Here is a 17,739-nt window from a genome sequence, read left to right on the forward strand (position 1 = left end):
ACCGGCGGGAGTCAGTACGACGAGGCGTGCGCCGGGGGCACCGACACCGACATGGTCATCTCGACCGGCACGGCACCCTTGTTGTGATAGCCGTGCCCCACGTTCGCCTCGAACGACGCGGCCGACCCGGCGGGCACGACATGCTCCACGCCGTCCACCAAGAGCGTCAGTTCACCCGCGGCCACGTGCAGCAGCTCCATGGTGCCCGGCGGGTGCGCGTCCGAGTCGCTGCCCTCGCCGGGCATCAGCTTCCACGCCCACAGCTCGAAGGGCCCGCGCGCCTCGGTCCCGACGAGCAGCGTCGTACTGCTGCCCGCCTCCGTGGACCACATCCGCACCGCCTGCTCCGGCGGCACGAGCCGGACGTGGGATCCCTGTTCGTAGTCGAGGAGCGTGGTGATGCTGACACCGAGAGCGTCGGCCAGCTTGACGGTTATGCCGACGCTGGGGTTGGTCCTGGCCTGCTCGATCTGGATGATCATGCCGCGGCTGACGCCCGCGCGGGCCGCGAGCGCGTCGAGCGTGAAACCCCGTTCCGAGCGCCACCTCTTGAGATTCCGGGCGAGGGACTGGGTGAGCTGATCGAGATCCGACACATTCCGTCCATTATTTTGGATGACAGAGTTCAGGATAGTGAACTACGGTGTGGTGCACCTAAAGGTTCACCACACTGTACTGCGAGGATCTTCGATGACAGCACTGTTCGCTCTGGCCACCAGCCTGCTGTACGGGTTGGCCGACTTCGGCGGCGGCCTGCTGACGCGACGCATCCCGGCGCTCACGGTCGTCGTCGCCTCGCAGACGATCGCCGTGATCGTCCTCGGCGTGATCGTGGTCGCCACGGGCGGCTGGACGGAGTGGGGACCTCAACTGTGGTTCGCGGTGGCGGCAGGCCTGCTCGGCCCGGTGGCGATGCTCGCCTTCTACAAGGCCCTGGCCATCGGCCCGATGAGCGTCGTCTCGCCGCTCGCCTCCGTGGGCGTCGTCGTGCCGGTGGCGGTGGGTCTCTTCCTGGGCGAGCGGCCGGGGGTATCGCAGTTCGCCGGGCTGACCGTCGCCATCGTGGGCATCGTGCTCGCGGGCGGCCCCGAACTGCGCGGCGCCCCCGTGCAGCGCCAGGCGGTCCTGCTCACCCTGCTCGCGGCCTTCGGTTTCGGCGCGGTCCTCGCCCTCATCTCCGAGGCGTCGAGCAACCTCACCGGCCTGTTCCTCGCCCTGTTCGTGCAGCGCGTGACGAACGTGGCCGCGGGCGGGGCCGCGCTCTTCGTCTCCGTGAAGCGGGGCGGCGCCGCACTGCCCGAGGGCACGGGCATGGGCCTGATCTGGGCGGCGCTTCCGGCTCTCGCCTTCGTCGGCCTGGCCGACGTAGCGGCCAACGGCACCTACTCGATCGCCGCCCAGAACGGCCCGATCACGCTGGCCGCGGTGCTCTCCTCGACCTACCCGGTGATCACCGCGGTAGCGGCACGGGCGGTACTGAAGGAACGACTGCGGGGGGTGCAGGCGGCGGGGGCGGGCCTGGCCTTGGTGGGCACGGTGTTGCTGGCGAGCTGAGACGGGCCCGCGAAGGGGCGCCCCGTCAGGGGCGCGGGGAACTGCGCGACAAGCCACGACGCGCCCGCAGCCGAGGAAGGCAGCGAACTACCCCTCCAACTCCCCCAGCGCAAGCAGCTGTTCCGGGGTGACCCCGTCAGGGATGGGCACAGGCGCAGGCGTCCGCAAGGGCGGCTGCCACCCAGCCTCGGGGTCCCACGTCCGCACGACACGAGCGGGGGCTCCCGCGACCACCGCATGGTCAGGGACGTCACCCCTGACCACCGCACCCGCGGCGACCACGACATTGCGCCCCAGCCTCGCCCCCGGCAGGATCACCGCGTTCGTGCCGATCCAGCACCCGGGCCCGATCTCGACGGGCTCCATGCGCGGCCACTGCTTGCCGATGGGCACCTGCGGATCGTCGTACGAGTGGTTCGTGGACGTCACGTACACCGTGGGCCCGAAGTAACAGTCGTCGCCGATCGTCACGGTGGTGTCGGCGATGACGTGGCTGCCGCGGCCGAGCACGACGCCGTTGCCGATGCGCAGGATCGGGTCGGGCCCGAGGTCCAGGTCGGGCATCATCCCGGCGGTGAGGGTGACCTGCTCGCCGATGATGCAGTGGTCGCCGATGCGGATCCACGGCTCGCCGAAGACGGTCCCCTGCGGGAAGGACAGCTTCGTACCCTGTCCGATCGCGCCGAACCGCAGCCGCCCCGGCCGCTGCGCGGTGACGGCTCCCGTCCGCTGCACCCAGGCCCAGCCCGCGTGGACAGCGCGCTGGGTCGCGCGGCGCCGCCAGTCGGCGACCCCGGATGAGAACGTGTTCCTGTTCTTCGGCACGCGCTCACGTTACTCAGCCTCGGGCTCGCCGGTGAGCCCGTACCCCTGTGATCTTCACCCCACGGGGCGGCTGTGATCTTCACCCCACAGGGCAGTGGACCCGCCCCCGTCCCGTACGGTTCCGCCAGGCGCGAGACACGTACGAATGGAGAAATCCGATGAGCCACGAGGCACTCGTCACCGGGATCGGCGGCAAGGACCCCAAGATCGATCAGGACGCCTTCACCGCGCCCACCTCCGTGCTCATCGGCGAGGTGACGCTGAACGCGGGCGCGAGCGCCTGGTACGGGGCGGTGCTCCGCGCGGACTGCGGGCCGATCGTCGTCGGCGCCGACAGCAACATCCAGGACAACTGCAGCCTCCACGTCGACCCGGGCTTCCCGATGTCCATCGGCGAGCGGGTCTCGGTCGGCCACAACGCCGTCCTGCACGGCTGCACCGTCGAGGACGACTGCCTGATCGGCATGGGCGCGACGGTCCTCAACGGCGCGGTGATCGGCGCCGGTTCGCTGGTCGCGGCGCAGGCCCTCGTGCCACAGGGGATGGTCGTGCCGCCCGGCTCACTCGTCGCGGGCGTGCCCGCCAAGGTGCGGCGCGCGCTGACGGACGAGGAGCGCGCGGGCATCACCCTCAACGGCACGATGTACGTGGAGCTGGCCAAGGCCCACCGGGACGCCCACGCCAAGTGACGTCAGTCGGCGGCCGACGTTAGTCGGCGGCCGGGACGGGGACGGGCTCGGCCGCCGCCTTCTGCGCATCGCTTGCGGCCGCCGCCTCGGAACGCGCCGCTGCCGACTTCTTCGCGCGGCGCTTGACGAGCAGCATCGAGCCGACGCCGATCAGCACGGCGATGGCGAGGCCGAAGTACGAGAACCGCTTGAGCCAGTCCTCGGCGACGACACCGATGTAGTAGATGACGGCGGTGGTGCCGCCCGCCCAGACGATGCCGCCGAGGACGTTGGCGATGAGGAACTTCCAGTACGGCATACGAAGGACGCCCGCGAGGGGGCCCGCGAAGATCCGGAGCAGGGCGACGAAGCGGCCGAAGAAGACCGCCCACATGCCCCACTTCTGGAACGACTCCTCGGCGCTGCCGACGTTCGCGGCGCTGAAGTGCTTGGGGAATTTGCGTTCGAGCCAGGCAAGGAGCGGTCGGCCGCCCTTGCGTCCGATCGCGTACCCGATGGAGTCGCCGATGATGGCGCCCGCGGTGGCGCAGATCCCCAGGATGACGGGGTTGAGCTCGCCGTGCTGAGAGGAGAGCAGCGCGGCGGAGACGAGGACGATCTCACCCGGCAGCGGGATGCCCAGGCTCTCCAGTCCGATGACCACGCCCACCAGCGCGTAGATACTGACGGCCGGTACGGTCTCCAGCCATTCCTGGACGTGCAAGGCCGGTTCCTCCTGTGCTGGTGTGCGTGTACCCGGCGTGCGCGTTCCCCCCAAGATCGCGCACGCCGGGCAGCCTACCCGCTCAGCCGACGTCGGCCGGGCGGGAGCCTTCGCGGTCCCAGAGGTCGCACCGGTGCTCGCGGGCCACGGCGCCGCTCACCGCGTTGCCACCGGCGGACGCGGTCCGCAGCGAGAGCACCCGGCCCGGCTGTGACCGCTGGTCGGGCGCGGTGGGCTGGCCGTCGGCGCGCGGCGCACCCCCATGGATGAAGGAGCCCCAGTACTGGACCATCTGCCGGGCCAGCGCCCGCTGTTCCGCGTCGAGGGGCGAGGCGAGCCCGAAGTGCTTGAAAAGATATTGCACTTCGTTGACGTGGGTCGCCCCGAAGTCGAACGTCTCGCCCGCGTCCCGGATCGAGGCGAAGGGCGGCGAGGTGCGGTCGGCGAACTCGTAGGCGTAGACGGGGCCGCGGTCGGCGAGCGACCTGTCCATGCGCAGCGCCGAGCAGGCGAACATCTGGTCGCCCTGGGCGGCCGCGTACGCGTGCGTCGGCGAGGCGTGCCGGGACACGGGATAGCGCTTGAGGACCTTGGCGCCCAGTTCGGCGCCGTACGTCTGAGTGAGCGCGCCCGGGTACTGCTCCTCGGTCAGCGGCTTGCCCTGCCCGTCGAACTGGCCGTAGGCGAAGAGCGTTCCCTCATCGCTGTTCGCGCCGTTCAGGACGGGCACCCGGGAGGCGGTCCCGTTCTCGTACGCCTCCTCGGGCTGGACCGGCAGGAAGTCGCCGCCCGCCACGGGTGCCCAGTCGAAGCCGCCCTGCGCCGCGAGGATCGCCTCTGCGGGCTTCTTGCGCAGACAGGCGAGGGCGGTCGCCGGGTCGGGGCAGCCGGCCTTCTTCGCGAACGCCGTGCCCTGCGCGAGCGCCTCGTCGCGCTGCCGGGCGGCGCAGTCTCCGTAGGCGCCGCTCTGCACGATGCCCGCGCGGTAGAGGCCCTTGGCGGTGGGGGATGCGAGCTGGGTGCAGACGGAGCGGCCGCCCGCGGACTCGCCTGCGATGGTGACGCGCTGCCGGTCGCCGCCGAACGAGCCGATGTTGGCACGCACCCAGCGCAGCGCGGCCTGCTGGTCGAGCATGCCGTAGTTGCCCGATACGTAGTCGCCCGATGCGCGGGCGGACGCCTCATCGTCAAGGCCTTTGCCGGCGAGGAAACCCATGGCGCCGAGGCGGTAGTTGACGGTCACGACCACCGTGCCGGTGCGGCGGGCGAAGGTGTCGGGCACGATGTCCTCGCCCGCGCCCGCGGTGAGCCCGCCGCCGTGCAGCCAGAGCAGGACGGGCCGCGGCTTGTGCTGCCCCTTGGGTGCGTGGACATCCTTGGGTGCGTAGACGTTGAGGTCGAGGCAGTCCTCCGTGTGGCTGGGGTTCTCGTAGCCGGGGTCCCAACTCGCGCTCTGCACGCAACGGTTGCCGAAGGAGGTCGCGCCGCGCACGCCCTGCCAGGGCTTGGCGGGACGTGGCTCCTTCCAACGGAGGTTGCCGACGGGCTGCTGGGCGTACGGGATACCGAGGAACTGCCGCCCCTCGGCGGTGGATTCACCGCGCAGCCAGCCCGCGTCCGTATGGACCAGCGTGCCACCGCCCCTCGGGGAAACGTCCTGCGGGGCGGCCTGCGCGAGGTGTGGGGTGAGCAGGGCCGCGGCGGCGGCGACGAGGGTGAGGGTGGTGCGGGCACTTCGCTTGCGTCCTGCACGTCCTGCGCGTCGCGTGCGTCCCGTGCGTCTCATGCGGTGACTCCCTTGAAGACGTCAACCCTGGCGGCCGGAAACTATGACCACTACTGACTCGTGTCAATGAGTTGAACGGAAAGCCGGCCGAAACGGCAGGACGGGATCACGCAGAACGGCGCCGCGCCGGTCGGAACCCCCGTGGTCCGGCCGACGTGACGCCGCTGTGTTCAATGAACGTACGCAAGCGAACGCCCGTACGCGACTCAGTTATTGGGGCGCAGCGTCCAGACGACGGTCATCTCGCCGGTCACGGCGCCGTCCTCGCGCTGGATCGCGATCGCCACCGGGAACTCGGGCCGCTGCCCCGCGTCCAGTTCGGCGACGACCTCGGCGGCCGGGCGGCCGAGGGTCGCGGTGGCGGTCACCGGCCCCATGGCGAGCTTCTTGTAGGCGATGTCGGCGCGGACGGCCAAGGGCACGGCCCGCGAGAGCTGCTCGCCGAACGCGGCGAGCACGATCGCGCCGCTCGCCGACTCCCCCAGTGTGAACATGGCTCCGGCGTGCGGCCCGCCGACGTGGTTGTGGAAGTCCGCCTGATCCGGCAGGGCGACCACGGCCTTCTCGGGCGTGGTCTCCCGGAACTCGAGGTTCAGGGTCCGGGCCATCGGCACGGTGGCGGCGAGCATCTCGCCTATCGACATCTGGTCAGCGCTCATGGACGGAATGTTACCCACGAGTAGCGTTCTTTGACCAGGACCCTGCGCCGCGTAGATCACGGTCACCTATCGTTGCTGCCCATGTGGCCAGGAGAGCAGCAGCCCGGGGGCGGGCAGAACCAGCAGCCGAATCCGTACCACCAGCCGGGGTACCAGCAGCCCGCGCCTTGGAACACGCCCACCGTTCCCGGCGGCGCACCCCAGGGACCCGCACCCCAGGGCAACGGCAACAAATCCAAGGTCATCGCCCTCGTCGCCGCGGCTGCGGTCGTGGTGGCCGCCGGCGTGACGGGCTTCCTGGTCCTGGGCGGTGACAAGGACGACGACGCGAAGCCCGACCCCTCGCGGTCGTCCGCCTCCCCCGGACCGGCCACGTCGGAAGTAACCGACGACCGCGGTGTCGGGCGCGGGCCGAAACCGACGATCGCGGGCTGGAAGACGGTGGTGAACGCCGAGCGCGGCATCGCCTTCGACGCGCCCCCGGAGTGGGAGCTCACGTCGCGCGACTGGGTGGACGCCGTCGGGGAGGCGGACGACGAGGACAGCATCCTGATCGCAGTGGTGTCACCCGCCGTGCTCAAGAAGCAGTGGTGTGCCAGCGATCCCGACCGGGACGGCATCAAGGACTACACGCCTCTGGCAGAGGCCGGCAGCAAGGGCAACCGCGGCGCGAAGAGCACGGAGGAGATCGCCAAGGAGAACTCCTCGACCTGGGTGTACGGCCTGTACAGCCAGCCCGACCGGAAGAGCATCAAGACCAGCGCGGTGGAGTCGTACACCACCAGGTCCGGCATCCGGGGCAGCGTGGCGACCTCCTCGGTCTCCGGCCTCGAGAAGACGGAGAAATGCCGAACGGACGGCAAAGCGATCACCTTCGGATTCAAGGACTCCCGGGGGAAGTTCGTCTCGTGGTCGTTCTTCGGGGCCAAGGGCGTAAGCGGGGAGGTTCCGGACACGACGGTGAAAAAGATGCTCAGCACGGTGCGTGAATACGGCAACGGGTCCAAATCCTGATCAACCGCCCCACCCCGGGCCCTCCCACCAGGGGTTGCCGCCCTGACGCTGTCTCATGACCCGTATCGTTTCCCGCCATGTGGCCAGGACAGCAGCCGCCCGGGGGCGAGCAGAACCCGCAGGATCAGAATCCCAACCCGTACCAGCAGCCGGGATACCAGCAGCCCAACCCGTACCAGCAGACCGACGCGCAACAGCAAGGGCAGTGGGGCAACGCGCCTGCCATGCCGGGAGCTCCCCAGCCGCAAGGCGGCGGCAACGGCTCCAGAACCAAGGTGATCGCCTTGGTGGCGGCCGCCGCGGTCGTAGTGGCCGCCGGCGTCACCGGGTTCCTCGTGCTCGGGGGCGGCGATGACGAGAAGAACGCCGCCGCCCCTCAGAAGTCAACCGCCGGGAACCCCGGCCCGGCGGACTCCCCGACGGAGGGAGAGGGCGACGACCGCGGCACCGACAACGGCCCCGCGCCCACCGTCAAGGGCTGGCAGGTCGTGGTGAACCCCAAGCGGGGGACCGCCTTTGACGTGCCACCCGGCTGGGAGATCAAGGCCGCGAAGTCCTCGGTCACGTTCGAGGACGTCGAGACGGGTGAGCCGCTCATCACGATGTCGGCGCCCGCGTACTACAAGTCGAAGTGGTGCTCCTCCGACAGCGACAACGACGGCCAGGACGAGGACAAGGCGCTTTCGGCCACGGGCACCAAGGGTGCGAACGGTGCGAAGAACACGGACGAAGTCGCCGTGAATCAAGTCGGCTGGTGGGTCTACGGCCCTTATACGCAGCCGGACAAGAAGAGCCTCCACGTCGACGAGAAGGCGAAGCCCTACACCACCAAGTCGGGCATCAAGGGCAGCATCGCGTGGGCCCGGTCCAAGAACGCGCCGCAGCGTTCCAAGTGCGATTCGGACGGCAAGGCCATCACGTTCGGCTTCAAGAACTCCGAGGGCGAGTACGTCGCCTGGAGCCTCTACAGCGCCAAAGGCGTCAAGGACGAGGTCCCGGACGAGACCATCATGAAGATCCTCAGCACGGTGCGTCTGAACGGGGACCCGTCGGCTTCCTGAGTCGTTTCGTACGTCGGCGGGGCTTGTGACCCGATGTGCCGCCGCCCCCCACGAGGGCAGCGATGACATCAGGCCACAAGCCCCTCTATGGTTACTGCCCATGTGGCCAGGACAGCAGCCGCCCGGGGGCGAGCAGAACCCGCAGGATCAGAATCCCAACCCGTACCAGCAGCCGGGGTACCAGCAGCCGAACCCGTATCAGCAGCCGGGATACCAGCAGCAGCAGCCGCACTCGGGTGCCTTCTCGCAGCCCGAGCAGGCGCAGTGGGCCGCGCCGACGCCGCCGCCCATGCCGCCTCAGCAGGGCGGTCAGGGCGGGGACGGGAACAAGACGAAGATCACCGCGATCGTCGCGGCGCTCGCCGTCCTGGTGGCCGCCGGTGTCACGGGCTTCCTCGTCCTTGGCGGCGACAAGGACGACGAGGCGGACGGGAAGCCGGAGAAGAAGACTCCCGCCAAGTCCGCGTCCCCGAAGCCGACCCCGACCGACGAGGGCGGCAGCGAGCGCGGCACGGGCAACGACCCGAAGCCGACGATCAAGGGCTGGCAGGTCGTCGTGAACCCCAAGTGGGGCACCGCCTTCGACGTCCCGGCCGACTGGGAGGTGGAGACCCCCGGCACCTTCATCGGCTTCGAGGACCGCGAGAAGGGCGACGGCAGCGCGCTCATCGGCATGTCCGCGCCCGCGATCTTCAAGCCGAAGTGGTGCTCGTTCGACGACGACAAGGACGGCACGAAGGACGACACGTCCCTCGGCACGGTCGGTACCAAGGGCCAGAACGGCGCCAAGAACACCGAGGACGTCGCGCGCAACGACTCGGCGTGGTGGGTCTTCGGCGGCTACACGGGCCAGAAGAAGGCCGACAAGAAGAAGATCAAGGTCGGCAAGGTGGAGTCGTTCACCACCGCGTCGGGCGTCAAGGGAAGCGTCGCGACCTCCACGACGTCCGGCGTCCCCAAGACCGACAAATGCGACTCGGACGGCAAGGCCACGACGTTCGCCTTCAAGAACGCCGAGGGTGAGTACGTCGCCTGGTCGATGTACGGCGCCAAGGGCGTGAAGGACGAGATTCCCGACGCGACGGTGAAGAAGATCCTGAGCACGGTACGTCTGAACGGCGACGGCGAGGAGTCCTGAGCCACTGCTCCGCGAGGAGTCCTGAGCCACTGCTCCGCTGAGCCGTCCGTGGGGTACTGCCCCGTGCGGAATCGGTTTGGCAAGTCGGTGCTCCGGCGGCGATAGTCCCCTGGTGACCAATCCCGCCGCCGTGCGCCGCCCCGCCTGGGCCGGCCGCAACTACAGCCTGCTGACCGCCGCCGCGATCGTGACCAACCTGGGCAGCCACGGTGCCCTGATCGCGGCGGCGTTCGCCGTGCTCGACTCGGGTGGTGACGGCGGGGACGTGGGTCTGGTGGCGGCGGCCCGCACGCTGCCGCTCGTGCTGTTCCTGCTGATCGGCGGCGCGGTCGCCGACCGGCTTCCGCGCCACCATGTGATGGTCGCGGCCAACGCCCTCAACTGCCTCTCGCAGGCGGTCTTCGCGGTGCTCGTCATATCCGGCACGCCTCCGCTGTGGTCGATGATGCTGCTCACCGCGCTCGGCGGCACCGGCCAGGCGTTCTTCGGGCCGGCCGCCGAAGGCATGCTGATGTCGACCGTCAGTGGCGAGCAGGTGAGCCGCGCCTTCGCGCTGTACCGCATGGCGATGCAGGGCGCGGGGCTCGGCGGCGCTGCGCTCGGCGGCCTGATGGTCGCCGCGATCGGGCCCGGCTGGGTGCTCGCGGTGGACGCGGCGGCGTTCGCGGTGGCGGGAGCGCTGCGATCGTTCCTCGACGTGAGCCACATCCCCGCGCGCGAACCCGGCGGCGGCCTGCTCTCCGATCTGCGGGACGGCTGGCGGGAGTTCATCGGCCGGCCGTGGCTGTGGGCGATCGTGGCGCAGTTCTCCGTGGTGGTGGCGGTGGTCGGCGCGGCCGAGGCGGTCTTCGGGCCACTGGTCGCCCGGGACGAGCTCGGCGGGGCGGGGCCCTGGGGTCTCGCGCTCGGTGCGTTCGGCGCGGGCACGGTCGGTGGCGCGTTCCTGATGATGCGGTGGAAGCCGCGGCGCCTGCTGCTCGCGGGCACCCTCTGCGTCTTCCCGCTGGCCGCGCCGTCGGCGGCGCTCGCGGTGCCGTTGCCGGTGTGGGGGCTGGCGGCGGTGATGTTCGTGAGCGGCGTCGCGATCGAGGTGTTCGGCGTCTCCTGGATGACGGCGATGCACCAGGAGATCCCCGAGGAGAAACTGTCCCGCGTCGCCGCCTACGACTGGTTCGGCTCGATCGCGATGGTCCCGCTCGCCACAGCGCTCGCGGGCCCGGCGGAACTGGCCTTCGGGCGCTCGACGTCGCTGTGGGGCTGCGCGGCGCTGGTGGTCGTGGTGACGGCCCTGGTGCTGTTCGTACCGGACGTACGCAATCTGACGCGCCGCACGTCATCAAAGGAAATCACCAAGGCCCCGACACCCATCGCGGCCCCCACGGTCGACCCCACCGCCGCCTCGACCGACGCCGAAGCCCCTATCCGACGGCTCGGGTGAGCCCAACGCGCCCGACCCGCCCCCGTCGCTCCCTCAGCCGATGCTGAAAGCCCCGTCAGGCGGTTCGGGTGAGGCGACCGCCTGCTCGTCGTGTACCGGCCTCGCGTCGCCGATGAAGCGGCGCAGCGCAGGGCCGTCCTGCACGCGCGCCGGGAAGACGTCGGCCGCCGTTCGTCGGGACAGAGACCTCACGTCGATGGGCTCGTGGGAGGCGACGAGCACCGCGTTGCCGAAGCGGCGGCCCCGCAGCACCGCCGGTTCGGCGATCAGTGCGATCTCCTCGAAGACCTCGGCGAAGGTGGCCAGCTGGGAGCGGAGGAAGGCGAACGGCGCCCCGTCGGCGAGGTTCGCCGCGTAGCGGCCGCCCGCGCGCAGTACGCGGTCCGCGGCGCGCGCGTACGCCACTGACGTGAGATGGGCCGGGACCCGCGAGCCGCCGAACACATCGGCGATCATTACGTCGGCGCTGTCCGGGGCCGCCTCCTCCAGCCACTGCCGCGCGTCCGCGCCGTGCACCGTGATCCCGGACTCCGGCGGCAACGGCAGCCGTTCGGCGACCAGTTCGAGCAGGCCCCGGTCCGCCTCCACCACGTCCTGCCGCGAGCCCGGCCGGGTCGCGGCGACGTAGCGGGGCAGGGTGAGCGCGCCGCCGCCGAGGTGGATCACGTCCAGGGGGCGGCGGTCCCGGTGGTCCGGGCCGTCCTGGTCGTCGGCCGTGTCCAGGACGTGCGCGAGGCGCTGCGCGTACTCGAACTCGAGGTACGTGGGCGCGTCCAGATCCACGTACGACTGAGGCGCCCCGTCGACCGTGAGCAGCCAGGCGCGGGACCGGTCCACGTCCGGCATCAGCTTGGCGGTGCCGTGGTCCACGTCCTTGATGACGGGTATGGCCTCGGCCGCGCGTTCGTCCGGGCGTTCGTCCGGGCGTTCGTCCGCGGGCTCATCCGCGGGTTCATCCGCGCGTCCAACCGCGGGTTCATCCGCGCTTTCGTCCTCAGTCACCGCTCCATTGTGCCCGCCTCCCCCGGGGGTGGATCCCCCGAAGAAGGCGGGCATCGGACGTCAGCCGATCTCCGTCACCGTGCCCGCCCCGACCGTGCGCCCGCCCTCACGGATCGCGAAGCCGAGGCCCGTCTCCAGGGGCATGTCGCGACCGAGCTCGACCGTCATGGTGACGGTGTCGCCGGGCCGTGCGACCGCGGCTTCGCCGAGGTCGACGTCCCCGACCACGTCCGCGGTGCGGAGATAGAACTGCGGCCGGTAGCCGGTCGCGATCGGCGTCGACCGTCCCCCCTCCTTGGTCGACAGGACGTACACCTGCGCGGTGAAACGGCGGCTCGGACTGACGCTCCCCGGCTCCGCGACGACATGCCCGCGGCGCACGGCGTCGCGTGGCACGCCGCGCAGGAGCAGCGCCACGTTGTCACCCGCCTGCGCGGACTCCATGGGCTTGCCGAAGGTCTCGAGCCCGGTGACGACGGTCTCCGTCGCGGCGCCGAGTACCTCCACCCGGTCACCGATCCGCACCGTGCCGCGCTCGACGGCTCCGGTGACGACGGTTCCGCGCCCGGTGATGGTGAGCACGTTCTCCACCGGCAGCAGAAAGGGAGCGTCGACATACCGCTCGGGCATGGGCACATAGGTGTCCACCGCGTCGAGCAGCGCCTCGATGGCGGCGGCCCACCGCGGGTCGCCCTCCAGCGCCTTCAGCCCCGACACGCGTACGACCGGTACGGAGTCACCCCCGTAACCGTGCGCGGAGAGCAGCTCGCGCACCTCCAACTCGACGAGGTCGGTGAGCTCCTCGTCACCGGCGTCCGCCTTGTTGAGCGCGACGACGATGTGGTCGACGCCCACCTGGCGGGCGAGCAGGACGTGCTCGGCGGTCTGCGGCATGATCCCGTCGAGCGCGGAGACGACGAGGATCGCCCCGTCCAGCTGCGCCGCGCCGGTGACCATGTTCTTGACGTAGTCGGCGTGGCCCGGCATGTCCACGTGCGCGTAGTGCCGGGTGTCGGTCTCGTACTCGACGTGCGCGATGTTGATGGTGATGCCGCGCTGCGCCTCCTCGGGGGCGCGGTCGATGCGGTCGAAGGGCACGAACGTGCCGGTACCGCGCTCGCTGAGGACCTTGGTGATGGCGGCGGTCAGGGTGGTCTTGCCGTGGTCGACGTGGCCCATCGTGCCGATGTTGAGGTGCGGTTTGGTGCGGACGTAAGCCGTCTTGGACATGGCGGTTCCTTCTCCGGAACTCGAAGCTGAAGACCCCGGGGGCCGAACCGACCCTCCCCCTATGGGGTCCGCCGGAATGTCCGGGGAGGGTCAGCGTCGGGCGCCGTCGACAGGAAGTGCGGCGCAGAGGAGGACGGCAGCCTTCGCAGCGACCGCGACCGCGGTCAGAGCTGCGAGGAAGGCATACCGGAACATGTCGCAGATCATTGCCGACGGGCAGGGGTACGTCGAATGCTTTTCGTGCCTTTCGACGGGCGCCGCGTGACGTCCGCGTGCTGGGCCCGCACATGAGGTCCTCCCCTGAAGCCCGCTGCGAAGCCCGCCGCGAAGCCCGCTGCGGTCAGAGGTTCTTCAGCGCCTCACGCACCGAGAGCGGCGCGAGCCGTCCGCGCTCCCGCTCGACGAAGTCGCGTACGGCCGTCGGATCGGTCTTGGCGTATTCGCGCAGGCACCAGCCGATGGCCTTGCGGATGAAGAAGTCAGGGTGCCCGGACTGCCGCACGCAGTAGCCGAAGAGACGTTCGGTGTCGGTGGTGTCCTTGTGGCGCAGCTGGTGGAGGAGGGCGGTGCGGGCCACCCACAGGTCCTCGTCCTCGATCCAGACGTCCATCTCGGCCCTGAGCTCCGGGTCGGCGGCGACCAGACCGCCCACGACGTGCGCGGCGAGCGCGTCGACCGTGTCCCACCAGGACACAGTCGTCACGAGGTGGCGGGCGACCGGCAGGAAGCCCGAGGAGAGGAGCTTCACGTGGCGGCGCAGCAAGTCCACGGCGAAGTAGGCGTACTCGCGCTCCGGCAGCTGCCAGCAGCGCAGCGCGATCGCCGTGCAGTCCGCCTCGTCGGGACGCGGAAGCCCGGCGACGACCGTGCGGGACAGTTGGCGGCGCTGGGGCGCGGGAACGCCCAGGAAGGGAGCGACGTTCTTCAAGTACGCCTGGGTCTGCGCGGCCCGCGGTGGATCGGCCGCCGCCGCGTACGTCGCGGTGAGCCGCTCCATGACGGTGTCGGCCAAGTCGCTGTGCGGGACGGTCACGCTCATGGAAGGCACCCCTGAACTGTGATTCTGTGACACCGGAGCAGTGACGCCGCAACTGGGACACCGGAATCGTGCCGCTGGAACTGTCCGGAACTGTGACGCCCGTGAGACGCACCATACGGCGATCACACACATTTGTCGGTTAGTCTCCCCGGATGTTCGACTCTGCCGCTGCCCGCCCGCAGGGCCTCGCCGTGCGCTGCACCAAGGTGCTGCTCTCGCCGTGGTCGCGGCTGACTCTGCTGGTGGCGCTACTCGCCGCCGCCGGGACGTGCGTGCTGCTCTTCGAGCCGCAGCGCATTCTGTCCGACGGCTGGCCCGCGCAACTCGGCGGCGCCGCCGCCGTGATGGTCTTCGCCGTGGCTTACGGCCTGTGCACCACCGCGTTCGTGCCGCGTCCGCTGCTCAATCTGGCGGCGGGCGCCCTGTTCGGGGCCCAGGCGGGCCTCGTCGCGGCGCTCGCCGGCACGGTCCTCGGGTCCGGGATCGCCTTCGGACTCGGCAGGATGCTGGGGCAGGACGCACTGCGCCCGCTGCTCCGTGGGCGCTGGCTGAAGGCGGCCGACGGGCAGCTGAGCAGACACGGCTTCCGGTCGATGCTGGCGGCGCGCCTCTTCCCCGGTGTGCCGTTCGCCGCGGCCAACTACTGCGCGGCGGTGTCCCGTATGGGGTGGCTGCCGTTCCTGCTCGCCACCGGCCTGGGGTCGATCCCGAACACCGCCGCGTACGTCATCGCGGGCGCCCGCGCGTCGACGCCCACGTCCCCCGTCTTCCTCGTCGCCATGGGCTTCATCGCGGTGACGGGTCTCGCGGGAGCGGTGGTGGCGTGGCTCAAGCGCCATCACCTGCGCGACCGGTAGATCAGATCACCTGCGCGACCGGCAGATCGGACCACCTTGCGCGACCGGTAGATCGAAACGACGCCTAACCGAACTGCCGCGACGCTCACCGGTTTCCGCGACATGGTCCGACCGGGGGGCGTCGGCACCGCGCCCCTCCCCTTGGACGGCGGCCCTCCAGCGGTCCCGTAACCAAGTGACGCTACGCTGCCCCACGGCAAGGGAGTGATCACCCCTCGCTCCCATCCTTCCCGTACCTCCCAGCACGTGACCGCACCCGCAGCCCATGATCCGTACTTGGACGGCGCAGTTTCCATGTCTTGGCTTGAATCCTTCATCCTCGGGCTCGTCCAGGGACTGACCGAGTTCCTCCCGATCTCCTCGAGCGCGCACCTGCGGCTGACCGCGGCGTTCGCGGGCTGGCACGATCCGGGGGCCGCGTTCACCGCGATCACCCAGATCGGCACCGAAGCAGCCGTGCTGATCTACTTCCGCAAGGACATCGCGCGGATCATCTCCGCGTGGTTCGGCTCCCTCCTCGGCAAGGTGCCGCGCTCGGACCACGACGCGCAGATGGGCTGGCTCGTCATCGTCGGCTCGATCCCGATCGGCGTGCTCGGCGTCACGTTCAAGGACCAGATCGAGGGCCCGTTCCGCGATCTGCGGCTCATCGCCACGACGCTGATCGTGATGGGCATCGTCCTCGGCATCGCCGACCGCCTCGCGGCCCGCGACGAGACCGGCGCCAAGCACCGCGCCGTCAAGGAGCGCAAGAGCCTCAAGGAACTGGGCGTCCGCGACGGCCTGATCTTCGGCATCTGCCAGGCGATGGCCCTGATCCCGGGCGTCTCCCGCTCCGGCGCCACCATCAGCGGCGGCCTGCTCATGGGCTACACCCGCGAGGCCGCGGCCCGCTACTCGTTCCTGCTCGCCATCCCGGCCGTACTCGCCTCCGGCGCGTTCGAACTCAAGGACGCGGGCGAGGGCGGGCACGTCTCCTGGGGCCCGACTATCTTCGCGACGATCATCGCCTTCCTCGTCGGATACGCGGTCATCGCATGGTTCATGAAGTTCATCACCACCAAGAGCTTCATGCCGTTCGTGTACTACCGGATCGTGCTCGGCATCGTGCTGTTCGTGCTGGTCGGGATGGGTGCGCTGAGCCCGCACGCGGGCGAATCCGGCGGTTGAGGGCCGCACAGGTGCGCTATCTAGCATTTCCTAGCGCCTGATTGCAGCACCACGCCATGATCATCTCCCACTTGTCTCCCACTCAGGAGCCGGTAGACCTGAGCTTGCCGGAGCTGGTCCAGCTGCCGGGTCCGAGGTGTTCGGTCAACGGTCTCGTAGAACCAGCCCAGCGACCGGCTGAACGGTAACTGGCGCAGGAGCTTCAGTCCGTCGGCGGTGCCGTGGGCGAGGGTGGCGGAGACTCCGTCGCCGGAGCCGTCGACCACCAGGACGGCGGCCTCGTCGAAGCCGCTGGGGTGGAAGGCGGAGGCGGCGTGCGCGATGTGGTGCTCGGCCACGGTGACCTGCCGGGGCCGCTGGTGGCCGAACAAGGCGGGGACGAGGAGTTCGGCGATCAGCTCGGCGTCCGTGCAGATGTTGCTCGGCGTAGGCCAGGCCGGGTTGAAGGCGACGGCGATCTCGTCAACGTCGGCCAGGGTGACGCCGGCCTCGGACAGGCAGTAGGCCGCGGCCACCGCGCAGGAGCGGGAGTCCTTGTGGTGCTTGCGCCGGGAGAAGCGCTCCTCCTCGGCGAAGGCGACCACCTTCCCGTCGATGACCAGGCAGGCGGAGGGGCGCGAGCAAAGAGGCAGGAGGGGGGCGGCGGTACGGGCCGATTCGTTCCGTACCCGTCGTCCCCGATCGGCGACCGGTGTTTCCCTTCCACGGTCCTTGCCACAGCAACCTCCTCAAGGCCTGGGTTCTCCAGTGCAGAAGCGGAGTCCCGCGATGCACGAGGGCGCACATGCGCCTGCTGCATACAACCCAGCGACTGGGTTGCTCGTCAGCCTTGGAGCGGGCGGCCCTGTGCTGCCCGCAGGCGGGCCAGACCGGACATCCGCGTGCGAGCAAGTGGCAGTTCGTCTTCGGGGGGGCGGGAGCGTGATGGGCATGGACCACAGATGCCGAGCGACGGCCGACTGTGTTTCGGCCCTGCCCGAAAGTCCTGGTGACGGCCCCCGCGACCGCCTTAACGTCGGGCCTGCCGGTCCATGAGGGCCGGCCATCGTACAAGGGGGAAGAACGTGACCGTGTCCACCATGCCCGTACTCAAGCACGTCAGGACCGCGGCCACCGTGGTGGCAATCGCGACCGCCGCCACCCTGGCGGGGCCGGCGCCCGATGCGAGCGCGGTCAGTTCGTGCCAACCCTGGTGTTCTCAGACCTGGAACAACAGCGGGCAGGGCTTCTACGCCCTGAAGAACTGGTGCAAGAGCAGTGGAGGCACCGGCAGTTACACCACCAAGAAGCCGACCTGCAACAACCAGAAGAGGAAGTGGCTCGACCCCGGGGAGCGGACCAAGGGCACTCAGGACTGGGACGTCTTCCAGGTGAAGAAGGGACGCTGCTTCAAGGTCGACTTCGAGCTCCAGCCGGGCAGCGACTTCTCGAAGAAGTACAACCGCAAGAACAAGAAGACCATCTACGTCAAGGTCGCCAACAACGCCTTCGCCAAGGTCCGCAGCTCGATTTGCTGACCCGGCCTCGAGCGTCGCAACAGGTACGTGGGCAAAGCGGCTCGCGATGCCTGCGCC

18 protein-coding genes are annotated in these 17,739 nt (G+C 70.0%); 9 read left to right on the forward strand and 9 right to left on the reverse strand.

What is annotated here, in order from left to right:
- Positions 1–11: 11 nt before the first annotated feature.
- A complete protein-coding gene (locus ABXJ52_RS05180) occupies positions 12–596 on the reverse strand; it encodes an XRE family transcriptional regulator (RefSeq protein ID WP_367039592.1) in 585 nt (194 codons plus the stop codon).
- A gap of 94 nt (positions 597–690) precedes the next feature.
- Here ABXJ52_RS05180 and ABXJ52_RS05185 point away from each other — a divergent pair, with 94 nt between their 5' ends.
- Entirely contained in the window at positions 691–1,554 is an 864-nt protein-coding gene (locus tag ABXJ52_RS05185) for a DMT family transporter (protein ID WP_367039594.1), read from the forward strand.
- Between the two features lie 87 nt (positions 1,555–1,641).
- Here ABXJ52_RS05185 and ABXJ52_RS05190 read toward each other — a convergent pair whose 3' ends face one another.
- Complete coding sequence (locus tag ABXJ52_RS05190; protein WP_367039596.1) at positions 1,642–2,379, reverse strand: acyltransferase; 738 nt, start codon at positions 2,377–2,379, stop codon at positions 1,642–1,644.
- Positions 2,380–2,537: 158 nt separating this feature from the next.
- Between ABXJ52_RS05190 and ABXJ52_RS05195 the strand changes: the two genes are divergently transcribed.
- Positions 2,538–3,068, forward strand: a complete 531-nt coding sequence (locus tag ABXJ52_RS05195; protein WP_367039599.1) for a gamma carbonic anhydrase family protein — start codon at positions 2,538–2,540, stop codon at positions 3,066–3,068.
- Between the two features lie 19 nt (positions 3,069–3,087).
- Here ABXJ52_RS05195 and ABXJ52_RS05200 read toward each other — a convergent pair whose 3' ends face one another.
- The 3 genes from ABXJ52_RS05200 to ABXJ52_RS05210 form a co-directional block, all read right to left on the reverse strand.
- Positions 3,088–3,771 (reverse strand): DedA family protein, encoded by a 684-nt coding sequence (locus ABXJ52_RS05200; RefSeq protein ID WP_367039601.1) that lies wholly within the window; start codon positions 3,769–3,771, stop codon positions 3,088–3,090.
- 82 nt (positions 3,772–3,853) lie between these two features.
- Complete coding sequence (locus tag ABXJ52_RS05205; protein WP_367039604.1) at positions 3,854–5,557, reverse strand: carboxylesterase family protein; 1,704 nt, start codon at positions 5,555–5,557, stop codon at positions 3,854–3,856.
- A gap of 206 nt (positions 5,558–5,763) precedes the next feature.
- Complete coding sequence (locus ABXJ52_RS05210; protein WP_367048813.1) at positions 5,764–6,201, reverse strand: DUF4442 domain-containing protein; 438 nt, start codon at positions 6,199–6,201, stop codon at positions 5,764–5,766.
- Positions 6,202–6,297: 96 nt separating this feature from the next.
- On the opposite strand from ABXJ52_RS05210, the gene ABXJ52_RS05215 reads away from it, so the two are divergent.
- From ABXJ52_RS05215 to ABXJ52_RS05230, 4 genes are all read left to right on the forward strand, one after another.
- Positions 6,298–7,230 (forward strand): hypothetical protein, encoded by a 933-nt coding sequence (locus ABXJ52_RS05215; RefSeq protein WP_367039606.1) that lies wholly within the window; start codon positions 6,298–6,300, stop codon positions 7,228–7,230.
- A gap of 77 nt (positions 7,231–7,307) precedes the next feature.
- Positions 7,308–8,291 carry a hypothetical protein gene (locus tag ABXJ52_RS05220; protein ID WP_367039608.1) on the forward strand — a complete coding sequence of 328 codons (984 nt, stop codon included), beginning with the start codon at positions 7,308–7,310 and terminating at the stop codon, positions 8,289–8,291.
- 100 nt (positions 8,292–8,391) lie between these two features.
- Positions 8,392–9,429, forward strand: coding sequence for a hypothetical protein (locus ABXJ52_RS05225; RefSeq protein WP_367039610.1), 1,038 nt, complete (start codon positions 8,392–8,394; stop codon positions 9,427–9,429).
- Between the two features lie 109 nt (positions 9,430–9,538).
- Positions 9,539–10,867 carry an MFS transporter gene (locus ABXJ52_RS05230; RefSeq protein WP_367048815.1) on the forward strand — a complete coding sequence of 443 codons (1,329 nt, stop codon included), beginning with the start codon at positions 9,539–9,541 and terminating at the stop codon, positions 10,865–10,867.
- A 33-nt stretch (positions 10,868–10,900) separates the two neighbouring features.
- On the opposite strand, the gene ABXJ52_RS05235 is transcribed toward ABXJ52_RS05230, so the two are convergent.
- The 3 genes from ABXJ52_RS05235 to ABXJ52_RS05245 form a co-directional block, all read right to left on the reverse strand.
- Entirely contained in the window at positions 10,901–11,713 is an 813-nt protein-coding gene (locus ABXJ52_RS05235) for a fused MFS/spermidine synthase (protein ID WP_367048817.1), read from the reverse strand.
- A 216-nt stretch (positions 11,714–11,929) separates the two neighbouring features.
- Complete coding sequence (gene tuf / locus ABXJ52_RS05240; RefSeq protein WP_367039612.1) at positions 11,930–13,099, reverse strand: elongation factor Tu; 1,170 nt, start codon at positions 13,097–13,099, stop codon at positions 11,930–11,932.
- Positions 13,100–13,439: 340 nt separating this feature from the next.
- On the reverse strand, positions 13,440–14,138 hold the full coding sequence (locus ABXJ52_RS05245; RefSeq protein WP_367039615.1) for a DNA alkylation repair protein: 699 nt from the start codon (positions 14,136–14,138) through the stop codon (positions 13,440–13,442).
- A gap of 152 nt (positions 14,139–14,290) precedes the next feature.
- Between ABXJ52_RS05245 and ABXJ52_RS05250 the strand changes: the two genes are divergently transcribed.
- Together ABXJ52_RS05250 and ABXJ52_RS05255 are read left to right on the forward strand one after the other, a co-directional pair.
- Positions 14,291–14,995 carry a TVP38/TMEM64 family protein gene (locus ABXJ52_RS05250; RefSeq protein ID WP_367039617.1) on the forward strand — a complete coding sequence of 235 codons (705 nt, stop codon included), beginning with the start codon at positions 14,291–14,293 and terminating at the stop codon, positions 14,993–14,995.
- A 294-nt stretch (positions 14,996–15,289) separates the two neighbouring features.
- Positions 15,290–16,165, forward strand: coding sequence for an undecaprenyl-diphosphate phosphatase (locus ABXJ52_RS05255; RefSeq protein ID WP_367039619.1), 876 nt, complete (start codon positions 15,290–15,292; stop codon positions 16,163–16,165).
- A gap of 20 nt (positions 16,166–16,185) precedes the next feature.
- On the opposite strand, the gene ABXJ52_RS05260 is transcribed toward ABXJ52_RS05255, so the two are convergent.
- The gene (locus ABXJ52_RS05260; RefSeq protein WP_367039621.1) at positions 16,186–16,749 is read right to left on the reverse strand and encodes a carbamoyltransferase N-terminal domain-containing protein; all 564 of its coding nucleotides are present in this window, start codon (positions 16,747–16,749) and stop codon (positions 16,186–16,188) included.
- Between the two features lie 480 nt (positions 16,750–17,229).
- Here ABXJ52_RS05260 and ABXJ52_RS05265 point away from each other — a divergent pair, with 480 nt between their 5' ends.
- Positions 17,230–17,682, forward strand: coding sequence for a hypothetical protein (locus tag ABXJ52_RS05265; RefSeq protein WP_367039623.1), 453 nt, complete (start codon positions 17,230–17,232; stop codon positions 17,680–17,682).
- Positions 17,683–17,739 lie beyond the last annotated feature (57 nt).

Origin of the sequence: Streptomyces sp. Je 1-332, from assembly GCF_040730185.1 — a bacterium.
Lineage (GTDB): Bacteria > Actinomycetota > Actinomycetes > Streptomycetales > Streptomycetaceae > Streptomyces.